This window comes from Pseudomonas izuensis (genome assembly GCF_002356535.2).
Lineage (GTDB): Bacteria > Pseudomonadota > Gammaproteobacteria > Pseudomonadales > Pseudomonadaceae > Aquipseudomonas > Aquipseudomonas izuensis.
This window is the reverse complement of the sequence record NZ_AP017423.2, coordinates 3,668,832-3,683,390: the sequence shown is the minus strand read 5'-3', so window position 1 is coordinate 3,683,390 and position 14,559 is coordinate 3,668,832. Positions and strand designations below refer to the sequence as shown.

At 61.6% G+C, this 14,559-nt stretch carries 13 protein-coding genes; 10 read left to right on the top strand and 3 right to left on the bottom strand.

Features of this window, described 5'->3' with window-relative positions:
• The 10 genes from LAB08_RS16245 to LAB08_RS16200 all read left to right on the top strand — a co-directional run bounded on the left by LAB08_RS16245 (position 1) and on the right by LAB08_RS16200 (position 11,750).
• Entirely contained in the window at positions 1-939 is a 939-nt protein-coding gene (locus LAB08_RS16245; protein ID WP_096510903.1) for a quinoprotein relay system zinc metallohydrolase 1, read from the top strand.
• 251 nt (positions 940-1,190) lie between these two features.
• Positions 1,191-2,966, top strand: a complete 1,776-nt coding sequence (locus tag LAB08_RS16240) for a PQQ-dependent methanol/ethanol family dehydrogenase (protein WP_096510905.1) — start codon at positions 1,191-1,193, stop codon at positions 2,964-2,966.
• A 653-nt stretch (positions 2,967-3,619) separates the two neighbouring features.
• Positions 3,620-5,140 (top strand): acetaldehyde dehydrogenase ExaC, encoded by a 1,521-nt coding sequence (gene exaC, locus LAB08_RS16235; RefSeq protein WP_096510909.1) that lies wholly within the window; start codon positions 3,620-3,622, stop codon positions 5,138-5,140.
• A 247-nt stretch (positions 5,141-5,387) separates the two neighbouring features.
• A complete protein-coding gene (pqqA, locus tag LAB08_RS16230; protein WP_003253598.1) occupies positions 5,388-5,459 on the top strand; it encodes a pyrroloquinoline quinone precursor peptide PqqA in 72 nt (23 codons plus the stop codon).
• A 54-nt stretch (positions 5,460-5,513) separates the two neighbouring features.
• Positions 5,514-6,428 carry a pyrroloquinoline quinone biosynthesis protein PqqB gene (gene pqqB / locus LAB08_RS16225; protein ID WP_096510911.1) on the top strand — a complete coding sequence of 305 codons (915 nt, stop codon included), beginning with the start codon at positions 5,514-5,516 and terminating at the stop codon, positions 6,426-6,428.
• A 123-nt stretch (positions 6,429-6,551) separates the two neighbouring features.
• Entirely contained in the window at positions 6,552-7,304 is a 753-nt protein-coding gene (pqqC, locus tag LAB08_RS16220) for a pyrroloquinoline-quinone synthase PqqC (protein WP_096510913.1), read from the top strand.
• Entirely contained in the window at positions 7,301-7,573 is a 273-nt protein-coding gene (gene pqqD / locus LAB08_RS16215; RefSeq protein ID WP_096510915.1) for a pyrroloquinoline quinone biosynthesis peptide chaperone PqqD, read from the top strand. The genes pqqC and pqqD overlap by 4 nt, the downstream gene beginning before the upstream one ends.
• A complete protein-coding gene (gene pqqE / locus LAB08_RS16210; protein ID WP_096510917.1) occupies positions 7,551-8,693 on the top strand; it encodes a pyrroloquinoline quinone biosynthesis protein PqqE in 1,143 nt (380 codons plus the stop codon). The genes pqqD and pqqE overlap by 23 nt, the downstream gene beginning before the upstream one ends.
• 161 nt (positions 8,694-8,854) lie before the next feature.
• On the top strand, positions 8,855-10,018 hold the full coding sequence (gene ercA, locus LAB08_RS16205) for an alcohol dehydrogenase-like regulatory protein ErcA (protein ID WP_096510919.1): 1,164 nt from the start codon (positions 8,855-8,857) through the stop codon (positions 10,016-10,018).
• Entirely contained in the window at positions 10,002-11,750 is a 1,749-nt protein-coding gene (locus tag LAB08_RS16200; protein ID WP_096510921.1) for a PAS domain-containing hybrid sensor histidine kinase/response regulator, read from the top strand. The genes ercA and LAB08_RS16200 overlap by 17 nt, the downstream gene beginning before the upstream one ends.
• Here the strand turns inward: LAB08_RS16200 and LAB08_RS16195 are convergent.
• Genes LAB08_RS16195 through LAB08_RS16185 form a run of 3 tightly spaced genes read right to left on the bottom strand, consistent with a single transcriptional unit; the run spans position 11,714 to position 14,387 of the window.
• Positions 11,714-12,604: an aldose 1-epimerase gene (locus LAB08_RS16195; RefSeq protein WP_096510923.1), complete on the bottom strand. Its 891-nt coding sequence runs from the start codon at positions 12,602-12,604 to the stop codon at positions 11,714-11,716. The genes LAB08_RS16200 and LAB08_RS16195 overlap by 37 nt on opposite strands.
• Before the next feature lie 10 nt (positions 12,605-12,614).
• Positions 12,615-13,505: an SMP-30/gluconolactonase/LRE family protein gene (locus LAB08_RS16190; RefSeq protein WP_096510925.1), complete on the bottom strand. Its 891-nt coding sequence runs from the start codon at positions 13,503-13,505 to the stop codon at positions 12,615-12,617.
• Positions 13,506-13,562: 57 nt separating this feature from the next.
• Positions 13,563-14,387, bottom strand: a complete 825-nt coding sequence (locus LAB08_RS16185) for an NAD-dependent epimerase/dehydratase family protein (RefSeq protein ID WP_096510927.1) — start codon at positions 14,385-14,387, stop codon at positions 13,563-13,565.
• Positions 14,388-14,559: the final 172 nt, after the last annotated feature.

The following is a 14,559-nucleotide window of genomic DNA, read 5'->3' as shown; positions in this document are numbered from 1 at the left end:
ATGCGCTGGATGCTGCTGTTGTTCATCGCCGTCGGCCTGCCGGCGATGGCCGATCTCGAATACTCGCTCAGGCCCCGGCAGATCGCCGAAGACACCTGGCTGCTGGAAGGCAGCACCGATAATTTCGGCAAGGACAATGGCGGCAATATCGTCAACACCGCGTTTATCGTGACCGAGCGCGGCGTGGTGGTGATCGACACCGGACCCTCGAAGCGTTATGGCGAGGCCATGCGCCGGGCCATTGCCGCCACCACCGATAAACCGGTGATCCAGGTGTTGCTCACCCATCACCATCCCGATCATGTACTGGGTAATCAGGCCTTCACCGACGTGCCGATCGCCGCACTGGCCGGCACCACCGAACTGCTGCAAAAGCAGGGCGATGCCATGGCCGAGAACATGTATCGACTGGTGGGCGACTGGATGCGTGGCACCGAGGTGGTCTTGCCGACGCAAACGCTGACCCCTGGCGTGGAAAGTTTTGGGAATCATGATCTGCGCCTGATAGGTCTGGGTGGGCATACGGGTGCGGATCTGGCTATTCTCGACCAGCAAACCGGCGTGCTGTTCGCCGGGGACCTGGTGTTTTATCAACGGGCCCTGACCACGCCCAACAGCCCAGGGCTGGCGGTGTGGCTGGGGGATATCGCGACCCTGCAGGGGTTACCCTGGTCACTGATCGTACCCGGTCACGGACCGGTGGCCAGCGATGCACAACCCTTCGTCCAGATGCACGATTACCTCAGCTGGCTCGATCAACTGATGCGCGACGGCGCGGCCAATGGCAGCGACATGGCCGAGATGATCCGCAGTCCCATCCCGGAGCGATTCGCCGGGATCAGCCTGAGTCGCTATGAGCTGATTCGCAGCATCAGTCATCTGTATCCGCGCTATGAGCGCGCACAGATGACACGGGTTGATTCCACCACGCAGCAATAATCAACACCGCCCCCCTGTAGGAGCGAGCCTGCTCGCGATGGTGGTCAACGATAACGCTGGAAATCTGACACCCCGCGGCGTTCTCGGGTTCATCGCGAGCAGGCTCGCTCCTACCGGGGGAGGCGAACCTGTACCAAGGAACTAGAAATCTCCACATTGCGGCCAATTGTTGGCAGGGCGGCGGCGCTCAAGAATCTGCACCAGACCGGGAAAATTTCCCGGGCATAACAAAAACCGCAGAGGAAGCCGTCATGACTCAACCCGCACGTCGCCAGCCCTTCGTCCTGAGCCTGTTGCTCAGTGCCATGCTGTTGTCCGGCCAGGCGCTGGCCGGCGTTTCCGACCAGGACATTCTCCAAGACCCCAAGAACCCGGAGCAGGTCGTCACCAACGGCCTGGGCGTTCAGGGGCAGCGCTATAGCCCGCTGGATATTCTCAACGTCGAGAACGTCAAGGAATTGCGCCCGGCGTGGGCGTTTTCCTTCGGCGGCGAAAAACAGCGCGGCCAGCAGGCGCAGCCGATGGTTAAGGACGGCGTGATGTACATGACCGGGTCGTACTCTCGGGTGTTCGCCGTGGATGCACGCACCGGCAAGAAGCTCTGGCAATACGATGCGCGCCTGCCCGATGACATTCGCCCCTGCTGTGACGTGATCAACCGCGGTGTCGCGCTGTATGGCGACCTGGTGATCTTCGGCACCCTCGACGCCAAGCTCGTGGCGCTGAACAAGGACACCGGTAAAGTTGTCTGGAGCAAGAAAGTCGCCGACCACAAGGAAGGCTACTCAATCAGCGCCGCGCCACTGGTGGTCAACGGCAAGCTGATTACCGGCGTGGCCGGTGGCGAGTTCGGCGTGGTGGGCAAGATCGAAGCTTACGATCCGAAAAACGGTGACTTGCTGTGGACCCGGCCGACGGTCGAGGGCCATATGGGTTACGTGTACAAGGACGGCAAGGCCGTGGAAAACGGTATCTCTGGTGGCGAGGCAGGCAAGACCTGGCCGGGCGACCTGTGGAAGACCGGCGGTGCGGCGCCCTGGCTTGGCGGCTATTACGATCCGGAAACCAACCTGCTGCTGTTCGGCACCGGCAACCCGGCACCATGGAACTCGCACCTGCGCCCTGGCGACAATCTCTACTCATCGTCGCGCCTGGCGCTCAACCCGGACGACGGCACCATCAAGTGGCACTTCCAGAGCACGCCCCACGATGGCTGGGACTATGACGGCGTGAACGAGCTGGTGTCGTTCAACTACAACGAAGGCGGCAAGGAAATCAAAGCGGCGGCCACCGCCGACCGCAACGGCTTCTTCTACGTGCTGGATCGCACCAACGGCAAGTTCATCCGTGGTTTCCCGTTCGTGGACAAGATCACCTGGGCCACGGGTCTGGATAAAACCGGCCGGCCGATCTACAACGAAGCCAGCCGTCCCGGTGCGCCGGGTTCAGAAGCCAAGGGCAGTTCGGTGTTCGTGGCGCCGGCGTTTCTCGGCGCGAAAAACTGGATGCCGATGGCCTACAACAAGGACACCGGACTGTTCTACGTGCCGTCCAACGAGTGGGGCATGGACATCTGGAACGAAGGGATTGCCTACAAGAAAGGCGCAGCGTTCCTTGGCGCCGGGTTCACCATCAAACCGTTGAATGAAGACTACATCGGTGTGCTGCGGGCCATCGATCCGAAGACCGGCAAGGAAGTCTGGCGGCACAAGAACTACGCGCCGTTGTGGGGTGGGGTGCTGACCACCAAGGGCAACCTGGTGTTTACCGGCACGCCGGAAGGCTTCCTGCAGGCGTTCAATGCCAAGACCGGCGAGAAGGTCTGGGAGTTCCAGACTGGCTCCGGCGTGCTCGGCTCACCCGTGACTTGGGAAATGGACGGCGAGCAGTACGTCTCGGTACTTTCCGGCTGGGGCGGCGCGGTTCCGCTGTGGGGCGGCGAAGTGGCCAAGCGGGTGAAGGATTTCAACCAGGGCGGCATGCTCTGGACGTTCAAGTTGCCGAAGGATCTGGTGGCCAAGCACTGATCCCGAACTCAACACCTGCCCCCTTGTGGGAGCGAGCCTGCTCGCGATGAGGCCAGCACATCCAACAATGATGTCGCCTGACACACCGCCATCGCGAGCAGGCTCGCTCCCACAGGTTCTTGTGTCGTTCTCGAATTATGCAATCGACACCAAACCCGGTGGGAGCGTGGCTTGCCCGCGAAGGGGCCGGCACAGTCAACAAAGTTGTCGACTGACACACCGCCATCGCGAGCAGGCTCGCTCCCACAGGTTCTTGTGTCGTTCTCGAATTATGCAATCGACACCAAACCCGGTGGGAGCGTGGCTTACCCGCGAAGGGGCCGGCACAGTCAACAAAGTTGTCGCCTGACACACCGTCATCGCGAGCAGGCTCGCTCCCACAGGTTCTTGTGTCGTTCTCGAATTATGCAATCGACACCAAACCCGGTGGGAGCGTGGCTTGCCCGCGAAGGGGCCGGCACAGTCAACAAAGTTGTCGACTGACACACCGTCATCGCGAGCAGGCTCGCTCCCACAGGGATCAGCGCAGGACCTACTACCAAATAACGAGAGCCCCTCCTGCCAATGATGTATTCGTGTGGTGCGCGGGGCTCTCTAGTATCGGTTCATCGCCTGTCGCCATGGCAGGCATCGACCCAGACAGAGGCCTCATCATGATTTACGCCCAACCCGGAACACCCGGTGCCGTCGTTTCCTTCAAACCCCGCTACGGCAACTTTATCGGCGGTGAATTCGTCGCACCGGTCAATGGCGAGTACTTCACCAACACCTCGCCGGTGAACGGCGAAGTGATTGCCGAATTCCCGCGCTCCAGCGCCGCCGACATCGACAAGGCCCTCGACGCTGCCCATGCCGCCGCTGACGCCTGGGGCAAAACCTCGGCCCAGGACCGCTCCCTGGTGTTGTTGAAAATCGCCGACCGCATCGAACAGAACCTGGAAATCCTCGCCGTCACCGAAACCTGGGACAACGGCAAGGCCGTGCGTGAAACCCTGAACGCCGACGTGCCGTTGGCCGCCGACCATTTCCGTTACTTCGCCGGCTGCATCCGTGCCCAGGAAGGCGGCGCCGCCGAGATCAACGAGCTGACCACCGCCTATCATTTCCACGAGCCATTGGGCGTGGTCGGGCAGATCATCCCGTGGAACTTCCCGCTGCTGATGGCCGCCTGGAAACTCGCGCCCGCTCTGGCCGCCGGTAACTGCATCGTGCTCAAGCCAGCGGAGCAGACGCCGCTGTCGATCATGGTCTTCGCCGAACTGATTGCCGACCTGCTGCCGGCGGGCGTGCTGAATATCGTCCAGGGCTTCGGTCGCGAAGCCGGCGAGGCGCTGGCCACCAGCAAACGCATCGCCAAGATCGCCTTCACCGGCTCGACCCCGGTGGGGGCGCACATCATGCATTGCGCCGCCGAGAACATTATTCCGAGCACCGTTGAATTGGGCGGCAAGTCGCCGAACATCTTTTTCGAAGACATCATGAGTGCCGAACCCGCGTTCATCGAAAAAGCCGCCGAAGGCCTGGTGCTCGCGTTCTTCAACCAGGGCGAAGTGTGCACCTGTCCCTCCCGGGCACTGGTGCAGGAGTCGATCTATGAGCCGTTCATGGCCGAAGTCATGAAGAAGATCGTCAAGATCAAGCGCGGCAACCCGCTGGACACCGACACCATGGTTGGCGCCCAGGCATCGGAGCAGCAATACGACAAGATCCTCTCGTACCTGAACATCGCCCGGGAGGAGGGCGCCCAGTTGCTCACCGGCGGCGCGGCCGAGCGTCTGGAGGGTGACCTGTCCAGCGGCTATTACATCCAGCCGACCCTGCTCAAGGGCACTAACAAGATGCGGGTGTTCCAGGAAGAAATCTTTGGCCCGGTGGTGGGTGTCACCACGTTCAAGGATGAAGCCGAAGCCCTGGCGATTGCCAATGACACTGAGTTCGGCCTCGGCGCCGGCCTGTGGACCCGCGACATCAATCGTGCCTACCGCATGGGCCGGGCGATCAAGGCCGGGCGGGTATGGACCAACTGCTACCACCTGTACCCGGCGCACGCCGCGTTCGGCGGCTACAAGAAATCCGGCGTCGGCCGCGAAAACCACAAGATGATGCTCGATCATTATCAGCAGACCAAGAACTTGCTGGTGAGCTACGACATCAATCCGCTGGGCTTCTTCTGATCCTTTAAATCCACCACATTCCCCTGTGGGAGCGAGCCTGCTCGCGAAGACGGACTGACATTCAACATCAAGGGTGAATGTGCCGGCCTCTTCGCGAGCAGGCTCGTTCCCACAATGGTTTTCGTTTGTCCGTCACCCCCCTACCAACGCACCCCTAGACCTCCTTCGAAAGTAGCATTCGGGCGCCCGGCGCCCCGTGCATTAATGGTGCTACCGGAATCGCCCGGCACAAGAAGAGGAATGACCCATGTGGACTAAACCTGCGTTTACCGATCTGCGCATTGGCTTCGAAGTGACGATGTATTTCGCCAACCGTTGATTGTTCACCCGGCCAGCGCTGCGTTGGCCGGGTCTGCCTTCTGGAGCATTGCTCATGTACATCCGTGTACTCGGATCCGCCGCCGGCGGTGGTTTTCCGCAGTGGAACTGCAATTGCCGCCAATGCGCGGGCGTACGCAATGGCAGCCTGCGCGCACAACGGCGCACGCAGTCGTCGATTGCCCTGAGCGACGACGGTGTGGACTGGGTGCTGTGCAACGCTTCGCCGGACATCCGCGCGCAACTCGACAGTTTTACGCCGCTGCAACCGGCGCGCCGGTTGCGCGATAGCGCCATCGCTGGCGTGGTGTTGCTGGACAGCCAGATCGATCACTGCACCGGTCTGCTGAGCCTGCGCGAAGGTTGCCCGCATGACGTCTGGTGCAGCGAGCGGGTGCATCAGGACCTGAGCAGCGGTTTCCCGTTGTTCACCATGCTTGCGCATTGGAACGGCGGGTTGCGCTGGCAACCCATAGGTCTGGACCGCGAGCCGTTTCAGATTCCGGCCTGCGCCCACCTGCAATTTCGCGCGATTCCCCTGGTCAGCAACGCACCGCCGTACTCGCCCAATCGCGGCAATCCGCAACCGGGGGATACCATCGGCTTGTTCATCGAGGATCTGCGCAGCGGTGCCTCGCTGTTCTATGCACCGGGGCTTGGGCAAGTCGACGACGAACTGCTGGGCTGGATGCAGCGCGCCGATTGCCTGTTGCTGGACGGCACGTTATGGCGCGATGACGAGATGCGGATTTGCGAAGTCGGCCAGAGCCTGGGCAGCGACATGGGCCATCTGGCGCAGAGCGGGCCGGGCGGCATGCTGGAGGTGCTGGAAGGTTTTGGTCGCCAGCGCAAGGTGCTGATTCACATCAACAACACCAACCCGATCCTCGACGAAGACTCGGCCGAGCGGGCGCTGCTGGAGCGGCGTGGGATCGAGGTGGCTTATGACGGCATGGATATTGTGCTGTAGCTGAGGTCCCCATCGCTGGCAAGCCAGCTCCCACAGGTATTGTGTACACCGCAGATCCCTGTGGGAGCTGGCTTGCCAGCGATGAGGCCGGACCAGACACCGAAGATTTCCCGGAGACCCGCAATGACCGATACAGCGTTGACCCCGACCGAATTCGAAGCCGCCCTGCGCGCCAAGGGCGCCTACTACCACATCCATCACCCCTTCCACCAAGCCATGTACGCCGGCCGCGCCACCCGCGAGCAGATCCAGGGCTGGGTTGCCAATCGCTTCTACTACCAGGTCAACATTCCGCTCAAGGACGCCGCCATCCTCGCCAACTGCCCCGACCGCGACGTGCGTCGGGAATGGCTGCAACGCATCCTCGATCACGACGGTATCCCCGGCAGTGAGGGCGGGATCGAAGCCTGGCTGCGCCTGGGCGAAGCGGTGGGGCTGGATCGACAGCAGATTCTGTCCCAGGAGCTGGTGTTGCCTGGGGTGCGGTTTGCGGTGGATGCCTACGTCAATTTCGCCCGTCGTGCCTGTTGGCAGGAAGCCGCCAGCAGCTCGCTGACCGAGTTGTTCGCACCACAGATCCACCAGTCGCGACTGGACAGCTGGCCTCAGCACTACCCGTGGATCGATCCGACCGGCTATGAGTATTTCCGCACGCGCCTGAGTCAGGCCCGACGGGATGTCGAGCACGGTTTGCGCATCACCCTGGCGCATTACGTCACCTTTGACGCGCAACAGCGCATGCTGGAAATCCTGCAATTCAAACTCGATGTGCTGTGGAGCATGCTCGACGCCATGAGCATGGCTTATGAGTTGGAGCGTCCGCCATATCACACGGTCACCGGTGAAAACGTCTGGCATCGGGGGATTGCCCTGTGAGTGGCATCGGTCGCGAGCAATCGCCGTCATTGCGTCGGGGTTTTCGACTGCAATGGGAACCGCGCCAGGATTGCCATGTGCTGCTGTACCCCGAGGGCATGATCAAACTCAATGCCAGTGCCGGGCAGATCCTCGATCTGCTGGACGGACAGCGCAGCGTGGCGGCGATCATTGACCGGCTGACGGCGAGTTTCCCCGGCGTGCCGGGGATCGACGAGGATGTGCTGGCATTCCTGGAGGTGGCCCGTGCGCAATTCTGGATCGAATGACTCACTACCCGGGCCGCCATTGTGGTTGTTGGCGGAGCTGACCTATCGCTGTCCACTGCAATGCCCCTACTGTTCCAACCCGCTGGATTTCGCCCGGCACGGCGAGGAATTGAGCACCGAAGAATGGATTCGTGTGTTTCGCGAAGCGCGGGACATGGGCGCCGCTCAATTGGGCTTTTCCGGTGGCGAGCCACTGGTGCGCCAGGACCTGGCGCAGCTGATCAAGGCGGCGCGGGACATGGGGTACTACACCAACCTGATCACCTCGGGCATCGGTCTGACCGAACAGAAAGTGCGCGACTTCAAGGTCGCCGGGCTCGATCATATCCAGATCAGTTTCCAGGCGGCCGACGAAGCGGTGAACAACATGCTCGCCGGCTCGCGCAAGGCCTTCGCGCAGAAGCTGGCCATGGCCCGGGCGGTGAAAGCCCAGGGTTATCCGATGGTGCTCAATTTTGTCACTCATCGGCATAACATCGACAGGATCGACCGGATCATCGACCTGTGCCTGGAGCTGGAAGCCGATTTCGTCGAATTGGCCACCTGCCAGTTCTATGGCTGGGCCGAGCTCAACCGCGTCGGCCTGTTGCCGACCCGCGAGCAATTGCAGCGCGCCGAACGCATCACCAACGAATATCGCCAGCGCCTTGAGACCCAGGGCCATCCCTGCAAGTTGATTTTCGTCACCCCGGACTACTACGAAGAGCGCCCCAAGACCTGCATGAACGGCTGGGCCAACCTGTTTCTCGACATCACCCCCGACGGTACGGCGCTGCCGTGTCATAGCGCGCGGCAATTGCCGGTGCCGTTTCCCAACGTGCGCGAGCACAGCATCAGCCACATCTGGAACGAGTCGTTCGGCTTCAACCGTTTTCGCGGCGATGCCTGGATGAAGGAGCCGTGTCGTTCCTGCGATGAAAAGCACAAGGACCTGGGTGGTTGCCGCTGTCAGGCGTTCATGCTGACCGGCGATGCCGAGCAGGCCGACCCGGTGTGCAGCAAGTCGCCGCACCATGGCGTCATCCTCAAGGCCCGTGAGGAGGCCGAAGCGCCGGGGTTGGGGATGGAACACCTGACGTTGCGCAATGAGAAGGCTTCGCGCCTGATCTATCGCGGATAGACCAGGCACCGAAAATCCCCTGTGGGAGCGAGCAGGCTCGCTCCCACAGGGGGGGCTGTGGTGAATTAGGGAGCCGGGCAGGTGACCTTGGTCTGATTGCATTCACTGCCGGATGCGTTAGTGTGGCCTTACCTTCCAAAACAATAAAAACAGGCTTTCCAATGAGCCAGAGTCTCAGTCAACTGCGTAAATTCGTCTCGCCTGAAATCATCTTCGGTGCCGGCTGCCGGCATAACGTTGGCAATTACGCCAAGACCTTTGGCGCACGCAAGGTGCTGGTGGTCAGCGATCCAGGGGTGATTGCCGCCGGTTGGGTCGCCGACGTCGAGGCCAGCCTGCAAGCCCTGGGCATCGAATACTTCCTTTACAGCGCCGTGTCGCCCAACCCACGGGTCGAAGAAGTCATGCTCGGTGCCGAGCTGTATCGGGAAAACCACTGTGACGTGATCGTGGCCGTCGGCGGCGGCAGCCCGATGGATTGCGGCAAGGGCATCGGCATTGTGGTTGCCCACGGCCGCAGCATTCTCGAGTTCGAAGGGGTAGATACCATCCGCGTGCCGAGCCCGCCGCTGATCCTGATCCCGACCACGGCCGGCACCTCGGCGGATGTCTCGCAGTTCGTGATCATTTCCAACCAGCAGGAGCGCATGAAGTTCTCCATCGTCAGCAAGGCAGTGGTGCCGGACGTGTCGCTGATCGATCCGGAAACCACCCTGAGCATGGACCCGTTCCTGTCGGCCTGTACCGGCATCGACGCGCTGGTGCATGCCATCGAGGCCTTTGTGTCCACCGGCCACGGGCCGCTGACCGATCCCCATGCACTGGAGGCCATGCGCCTGATCAATGGCAATCTGGTGCAGATGATCGCCAACCCGACGGACATCGCTTTGCGCGAAAAAATCATGCTCGGCAGCATGCAGGCCGGGCTGGCGTTTTCCAACGCGATCCTGGGGGCGGTGCATGCCATGTCCCACAGCCTGGGCGGCTTTCTCGATCTGCCCCACGGCCTGTGCAACGCCGTGCTGGTGGAGCACGTGGTGGCGTTCAATTACAGCTCGTCACCGGAGCGTTTCAAGGTGATCGCCGAGACCTTCGGTATCGATTGCCGAGGATTGAATCAGCGGCAGATCTGCGGGCGCCTGGTCGAACACCTGATTGCCCTGAAGCATGCCATCGGCTTCCACGAAACCCTCGGTTTGCACGGGGTCAGTACCGCGGACATTCCGTTCCTGTCGCAACACGCCATGGACGATCCGTGCATCCTGACCAATCCGCGCGAGTCCAGTCAGCGCGATGTCGAGGTTGTTTATGGCGAAGCCCTCTGACGAGCAACAGCGGGCGTTGGCCGGGCTGCTGGGGTTGGGCAGCCATTCGGCGCGCAAGAGCCATTACCCGGAGCTGGCCGCGCGCCTCGATGAACTGGAGGCCGAGCGCAACCGCTACAAGTGGCTGTTTGAAAATGCGGTCCACGGGATTTTCCAGGCCAGCCTGCAAGACGGGTTGCGCGCCGCCAACCCGGCGATGGCACGCATGCTCGGCTATCAGGATCCGCAGGAGGTGCTGTTTTCCCTGAACGATCTGGCCAGCAATCTGTTTGCCGGTGGCCTGCAGGAGCTGCAAAGCATTGGCGAAATCCTCCAGCAGCAACGCAGCCTGCACGGTTACGAAACCCGCCTGAGGCGCAAGGACGGCAGCCATATCGATGTGTTGATGAACCTGTTGCTCAAGCCTGGCCAGGAAGGTCTGGTGGAAGGTTTTGTCGCCGATATCACCGAACGCAAACAGGCACAGGAGCGCCTGCAACAACTCAACGATGAGCTGGAACAGCGCGTCACCGCACGCACCGATGAACTGCTTGAAGCAAACCGCAACCTGCAGCAGCAGATCACCCAGCGTAAACAGATCGCCCAGGCCTTGCGCGATGCCCGTGACGCCGCTGAAGCCGCCAACCGCAGCAAGGACAAATACCTTGCTGCCGCCAGTCATGACCTGCTGCAACCGTTGAACGCTGCCCGGTTGCTGATTTCGACCTTGCGCGAGCGCAAATTGCCGGAGGTCGAACAGGTGCTGGTCGAACGCACGCATCAGGCGCTGGAAGGGGCCGAAGACCTGCTCACTGATCTGCTGGACATTTCCCGACTGGATCAGTCGGCGGTCAAGCCGGACATCGCACCGTACCGCCTCGATGAATTGCTCGGTCCGCTGGTGTCAGAGTTCCAGTCGGTGGCCCAGGCTGCAGGGTTGAGGCTGCGAGTGCACATGGGTGATTACGCCATCAGCACCGATTTGCGCTTGATGACGCGGATCCTGCGCAATTTCCTCAGCAATGCCTGCCGCTACACCGACGAAGGCAGCATCCTGCTCGGCGCCCGACGCCGAGGCGAGTATTTGCGTCTGGAAGTCTGGGACACCGGGCGCGGAATCGCGGCGGACAGGCTCGACTCGATCTTCCTCGAATTCAACCAGTTGGATGTCGGTCGCGCCGCCGACCGCAAAGGCGTGGGACTGGGGCTGGCCATCGTTGAGCGCATCGCCAAAATCCTCGGCTACCGGATTGGCGTGCATTCGCTGCCGGGGCGAGGATCGATGTTCAGTATCGACGTGCCGCTTTCCCACGAAGTGCCGTTGCCCATCAGTCAGGTCGTACCCCAGCCGAGTACCGGCAACCCGTTACCGGGTCGGCGTCTGTTGGTGCTGGACAATGAAGTGAGCATCCTCGAGAGCATGAGTGCGTTGCTTGGGCAGTGGGGGTGCGAAGTGGTGACGGCTACCGATGAAGCCTCGGCGCTGGCGGCCTTGGCAGGCAGGGCACCGGAACTGGTTCTGGCGGACTATCACCTCGACCACGGCATGGTGGGTTGTGATGTGGTGCGGCATTTGCGCGAGCATTTCCACCAGTGCATTCCCGCCGTGATCATCACCGCTGACCGTACCGACCAGTGCCGGCGTTCGCTGCAACGGCTCGACGCACCATTGCTGAACAAACCGGTCAAGCCTGGCAAATTGCGAGCGGTGTTAAGTCAGTTGTTGGGTGTGCCGGCTGAGAGCGCCCGGTAGTGCAGGGTGAAGCTCAGTTGCGTGCTCTGACCTTGTTCCAGTAACCGCAGGCCTGGCCGACCGGGTAGGTGATGCGCGTTGACCGGGTGGCTGACCGGTTCGATACAGAAAAAGTTCAGTCCTGCCGGGCAGTAGAGCAGGTAGTAATCGCTGCCGATGGCCTGGCACTCCAGTTCATAACCCAGGTCGGGCTGCTGGATCAGGCAGTGGCCGTTCCACTGGCAAAAGCCGTTGTCGACCAGGGTTTCGGGCAGCGCATTGGATTGCTGGAAGTCCCATTGCGCGGGCAGTGCAACGAGCCGGGTCGGCAGTTTCGATGCGTCGCTCAACCAGACCTGCTCCGCCCGGGCCTGCAGGCGGGTGTTTGCCGTGCGCGGAAAGTAGGGGTGCAATCCAAGGCCATGCCATGCCGCGCTTTCAGCCAGGTGCGTCACTCGCAGCTGGATACTCAGCCGGCCTTCGCTCAGATGAAAACGTTGCCGGGCGCGATAAGCAAACGGAGTCGTGCTGTCGAGTTGCAGGACCACTTCGTCCGCTGATTGGGAAACCACTTGCCATGGCTGTTGCCAGGCACTGCCATGAATCGGCAACGGATCGGTGAGGCTGTTGGGTGCCAGGGCCAGCCAGCCGTCGGGGCAGTCGAAACCGCCCTCGGCGATGCGGTTGGACCAGGGCACCAGCGGGAAGCAGCCGAGTTTGCCCGGCAAGCCGGTGTTCAGTGCCTGTGCATCGGCGTGGCGCAACAGGGGTTGGCCGCTGCCGCGCACGGTCCAGTTGACGATGCTCGCGCCGAGTTCGGGGGCGAGGGTGAGGTGGGTGAGTTCGTCTTTGATTTCGAGCAGTTTCATGGTCATGGAGAAGATATCAACGATCCTGAAATAGCGGCTCGGGCAAGCCCTTGACGCCGGGATCGAGGGCGAATACGCCACCGGCGAGTGACTGTGGATCATGGTCGTCACCGGGGCGAATCGAGGTCACGTACAGCGTGTCCAGTCGACTGCCACCGAAGGCGCACATGGTCGGTTTTTTCACGGGAACGGCCAGGGAGCGGTCGAGACGACCGTCGGGGGTGAAGCGGTGAATCAACCCGGCGTCATTGGCGCAGATCCAGTAGCAGCCTTCGGCATCCACGGCCGCGCCGTCGGGGCGACCGGCAAACCGGTTCATGTCGACATAGACCCGGCGATTGGACGGTGTGCCGCTGTCGATGTCGTAGTCGAAGGCCCAGATCTGCTGGACCGATGGATGGGAATCGGACAGATACATCGTGCGTCCGTCCGGGCTGAAGCCCAGGCCGTTGGGCACGATGAAGCCGCCCAGCTGTGCCGCCAACGGCCCGGGTTGCCCGGCGCTGTAGCGATAAAGCATGCCGTCGGCTGCATTGGCACCCATGTTCAGCACCATGCTGCCGGCCCAGAAACGCCCCTGACGGTCACAGCGACCATCGTTGAGGCGCATGTCCGGGCGGGCGTGATCGACATGGGCCAGAGGTTCGCTGTCGAGACTGCCGTCAATGTGCGGCGTCAGGTGGAAAAAGCCGCTCTCCATGCCTGCGACCCAGCCACCGTCGGGATGGCGGGCGATGCACGCGAGCATTTCCGGGGTTTTCCAAGCGTCGACATGACCGGTATCAGCGTTCCAGCGTTGCAGGCCCCCGGCAGGGATATCGACCCAGTAAAGGGCGTTTTCCCCGGGGACCCAGACCGGACTTTCACCGACTGCGTTGCGGGCATCGACAATCAATTCGGCTTGCATGGCAACTCATTCCCTTGGGATTTTGTTGTGGGGATCAAGTGATCAGCAGGAAGGGTTTCAGTCGCCGAACGGACCCGCCGCGCAGAAGGCACCGCCCTGATAGACCCGTGCCGGATCATTGGCGGCGGGCATGGGTTGGGTCTCGACTTTTTCGCGAAACACTTCGGAGGTGTCGTTCGGGGCATAACCCAGCGCGGCAGCGTAGCGATTGTCCCACCAGATGTCCTTGTTGTCGGACACGCCGTAGACCACGGTGTGACCGACGCCCGGGGTGTACAACGCGCGTTCGAGCAATTGGGTGAGGTCGCCGAAGCTCAGCCAGGTACTCATCATCCGGCGGTTTTGTGGTTCCGGGAACGAAGAGCCGATCCGCACGCTGACGGTTTCGATGCCATAGCGATCGAAGTAAAAGGTCGCCATGTCTTCGCCATAGGACTTGGACAAACCGTAGTAGCTGTCCGGGCGGTGAGGGGAGCGGGCATCGATGACTTCATCCTGCTTGTAGAAGCCGATGACATGGTTGGAGCTGGCGAAGATCACGCGTTTCACACCGTGACGGCGCGCGGCTTCATAGATGTGGAACACGCCGCAGATGTTGGCGCCGAGGATCTCTTCGAAGGAATGCTCGGTGGACACGCCGCCGAAGTGCAGGATGGCGTCCACGCCTTCGACCAATTGATGCACGGCGTGCTTGTCGGCGAGGTCGCAGGGTACGACTTCTTCGCGATCATCGATGGCCGGGGCGATGTCGGCGATGTCCGACAGGCGAATGACATTGGCATAGGGGCGCAGGCTTTCGCGCAAGACTTTGCCCAGGCCACCGGCAGCACCGGTCAGAAGCAGGCGATTGAAAGGGGCGCGGGCTGTTGAAGTGGTCGTCATGGGAGTCCCCGGACAGGTTGTCATGAAATTGTTGTAGGTTGTCGTACGACATTGTCGAAGTATCGTAAGGCTTCCCGGTTTTTGTCAACGCAACTTTGGCGGAAATTAACGGGGGGCAAGACACTCACCCTGTGGGAACGAGCCTGCTCGCGAAGGCGCCAAGTCAGGCAAC

What these genes read in the sequence shown, in the direction of transcription:
- LAB08_RS16245 (WP_096510903.1), top strand. Translation starts at nt 1, where the DNA reads ATGCGCTGGATGCTGCTGTTGTTCATCGCCGTCGGCCTGCCGGCGATG.
- LAB08_RS16240 (WP_096510905.1), top strand. Translation starts at nt 1,191, where the DNA reads ATGACTCAACCCGCACGTCGCCAGCCCTTCGTCCTGAGCCTGTTGCTC.
- exaC (WP_096510909.1), top strand. Translation starts at nt 3,620, where the DNA reads ATGATTTACGCCCAACCCGGAACACCCGGTGCCGTCGTTTCCTTCAAA.
- pqqB (WP_096510911.1), top strand. Translation starts at nt 5,514, where the DNA reads ATGTACATCCGTGTACTCGGATCCGCCGCCGGCGGTGGTTTTCCGCAG.
- pqqC (WP_096510913.1), top strand. Translation starts at nt 6,552, where the DNA reads ATGACCGATACAGCGTTGACCCCGACCGAATTCGAAGCCGCCCTGCGC.
- ercA (WP_096510919.1), top strand. Translation starts at nt 8,855, where the DNA reads ATGAGCCAGAGTCTCAGTCAACTGCGTAAATTCGTCTCGCCTGAAATC.
- LAB08_RS16200 (WP_096510921.1), top strand. Translation starts at nt 10,002, where the DNA reads ATGGCGAAGCCCTCTGACGAGCAACAGCGGGCGTTGGCCGGGCTGCTG.
- LAB08_RS16195 (WP_096510923.1), bottom strand. Translation starts at nt 12,604, where the DNA reads ATGACCATGAAACTGCTCGAAATCAAAGACGAACTCACCCACCTCACC.
- LAB08_RS16190 (WP_096510925.1), bottom strand. Translation starts at nt 13,505, where the DNA reads ATGCAAGCCGAATTGATTGTCGATGCCCGCAACGCAGTCGGTGAAAGT.
- LAB08_RS16185 (WP_096510927.1), bottom strand. Translation starts at nt 14,387, where the DNA reads ATGACGACCACTTCAACAGCCCGCGCCCCTTTCAATCGCCTGCTTCTG.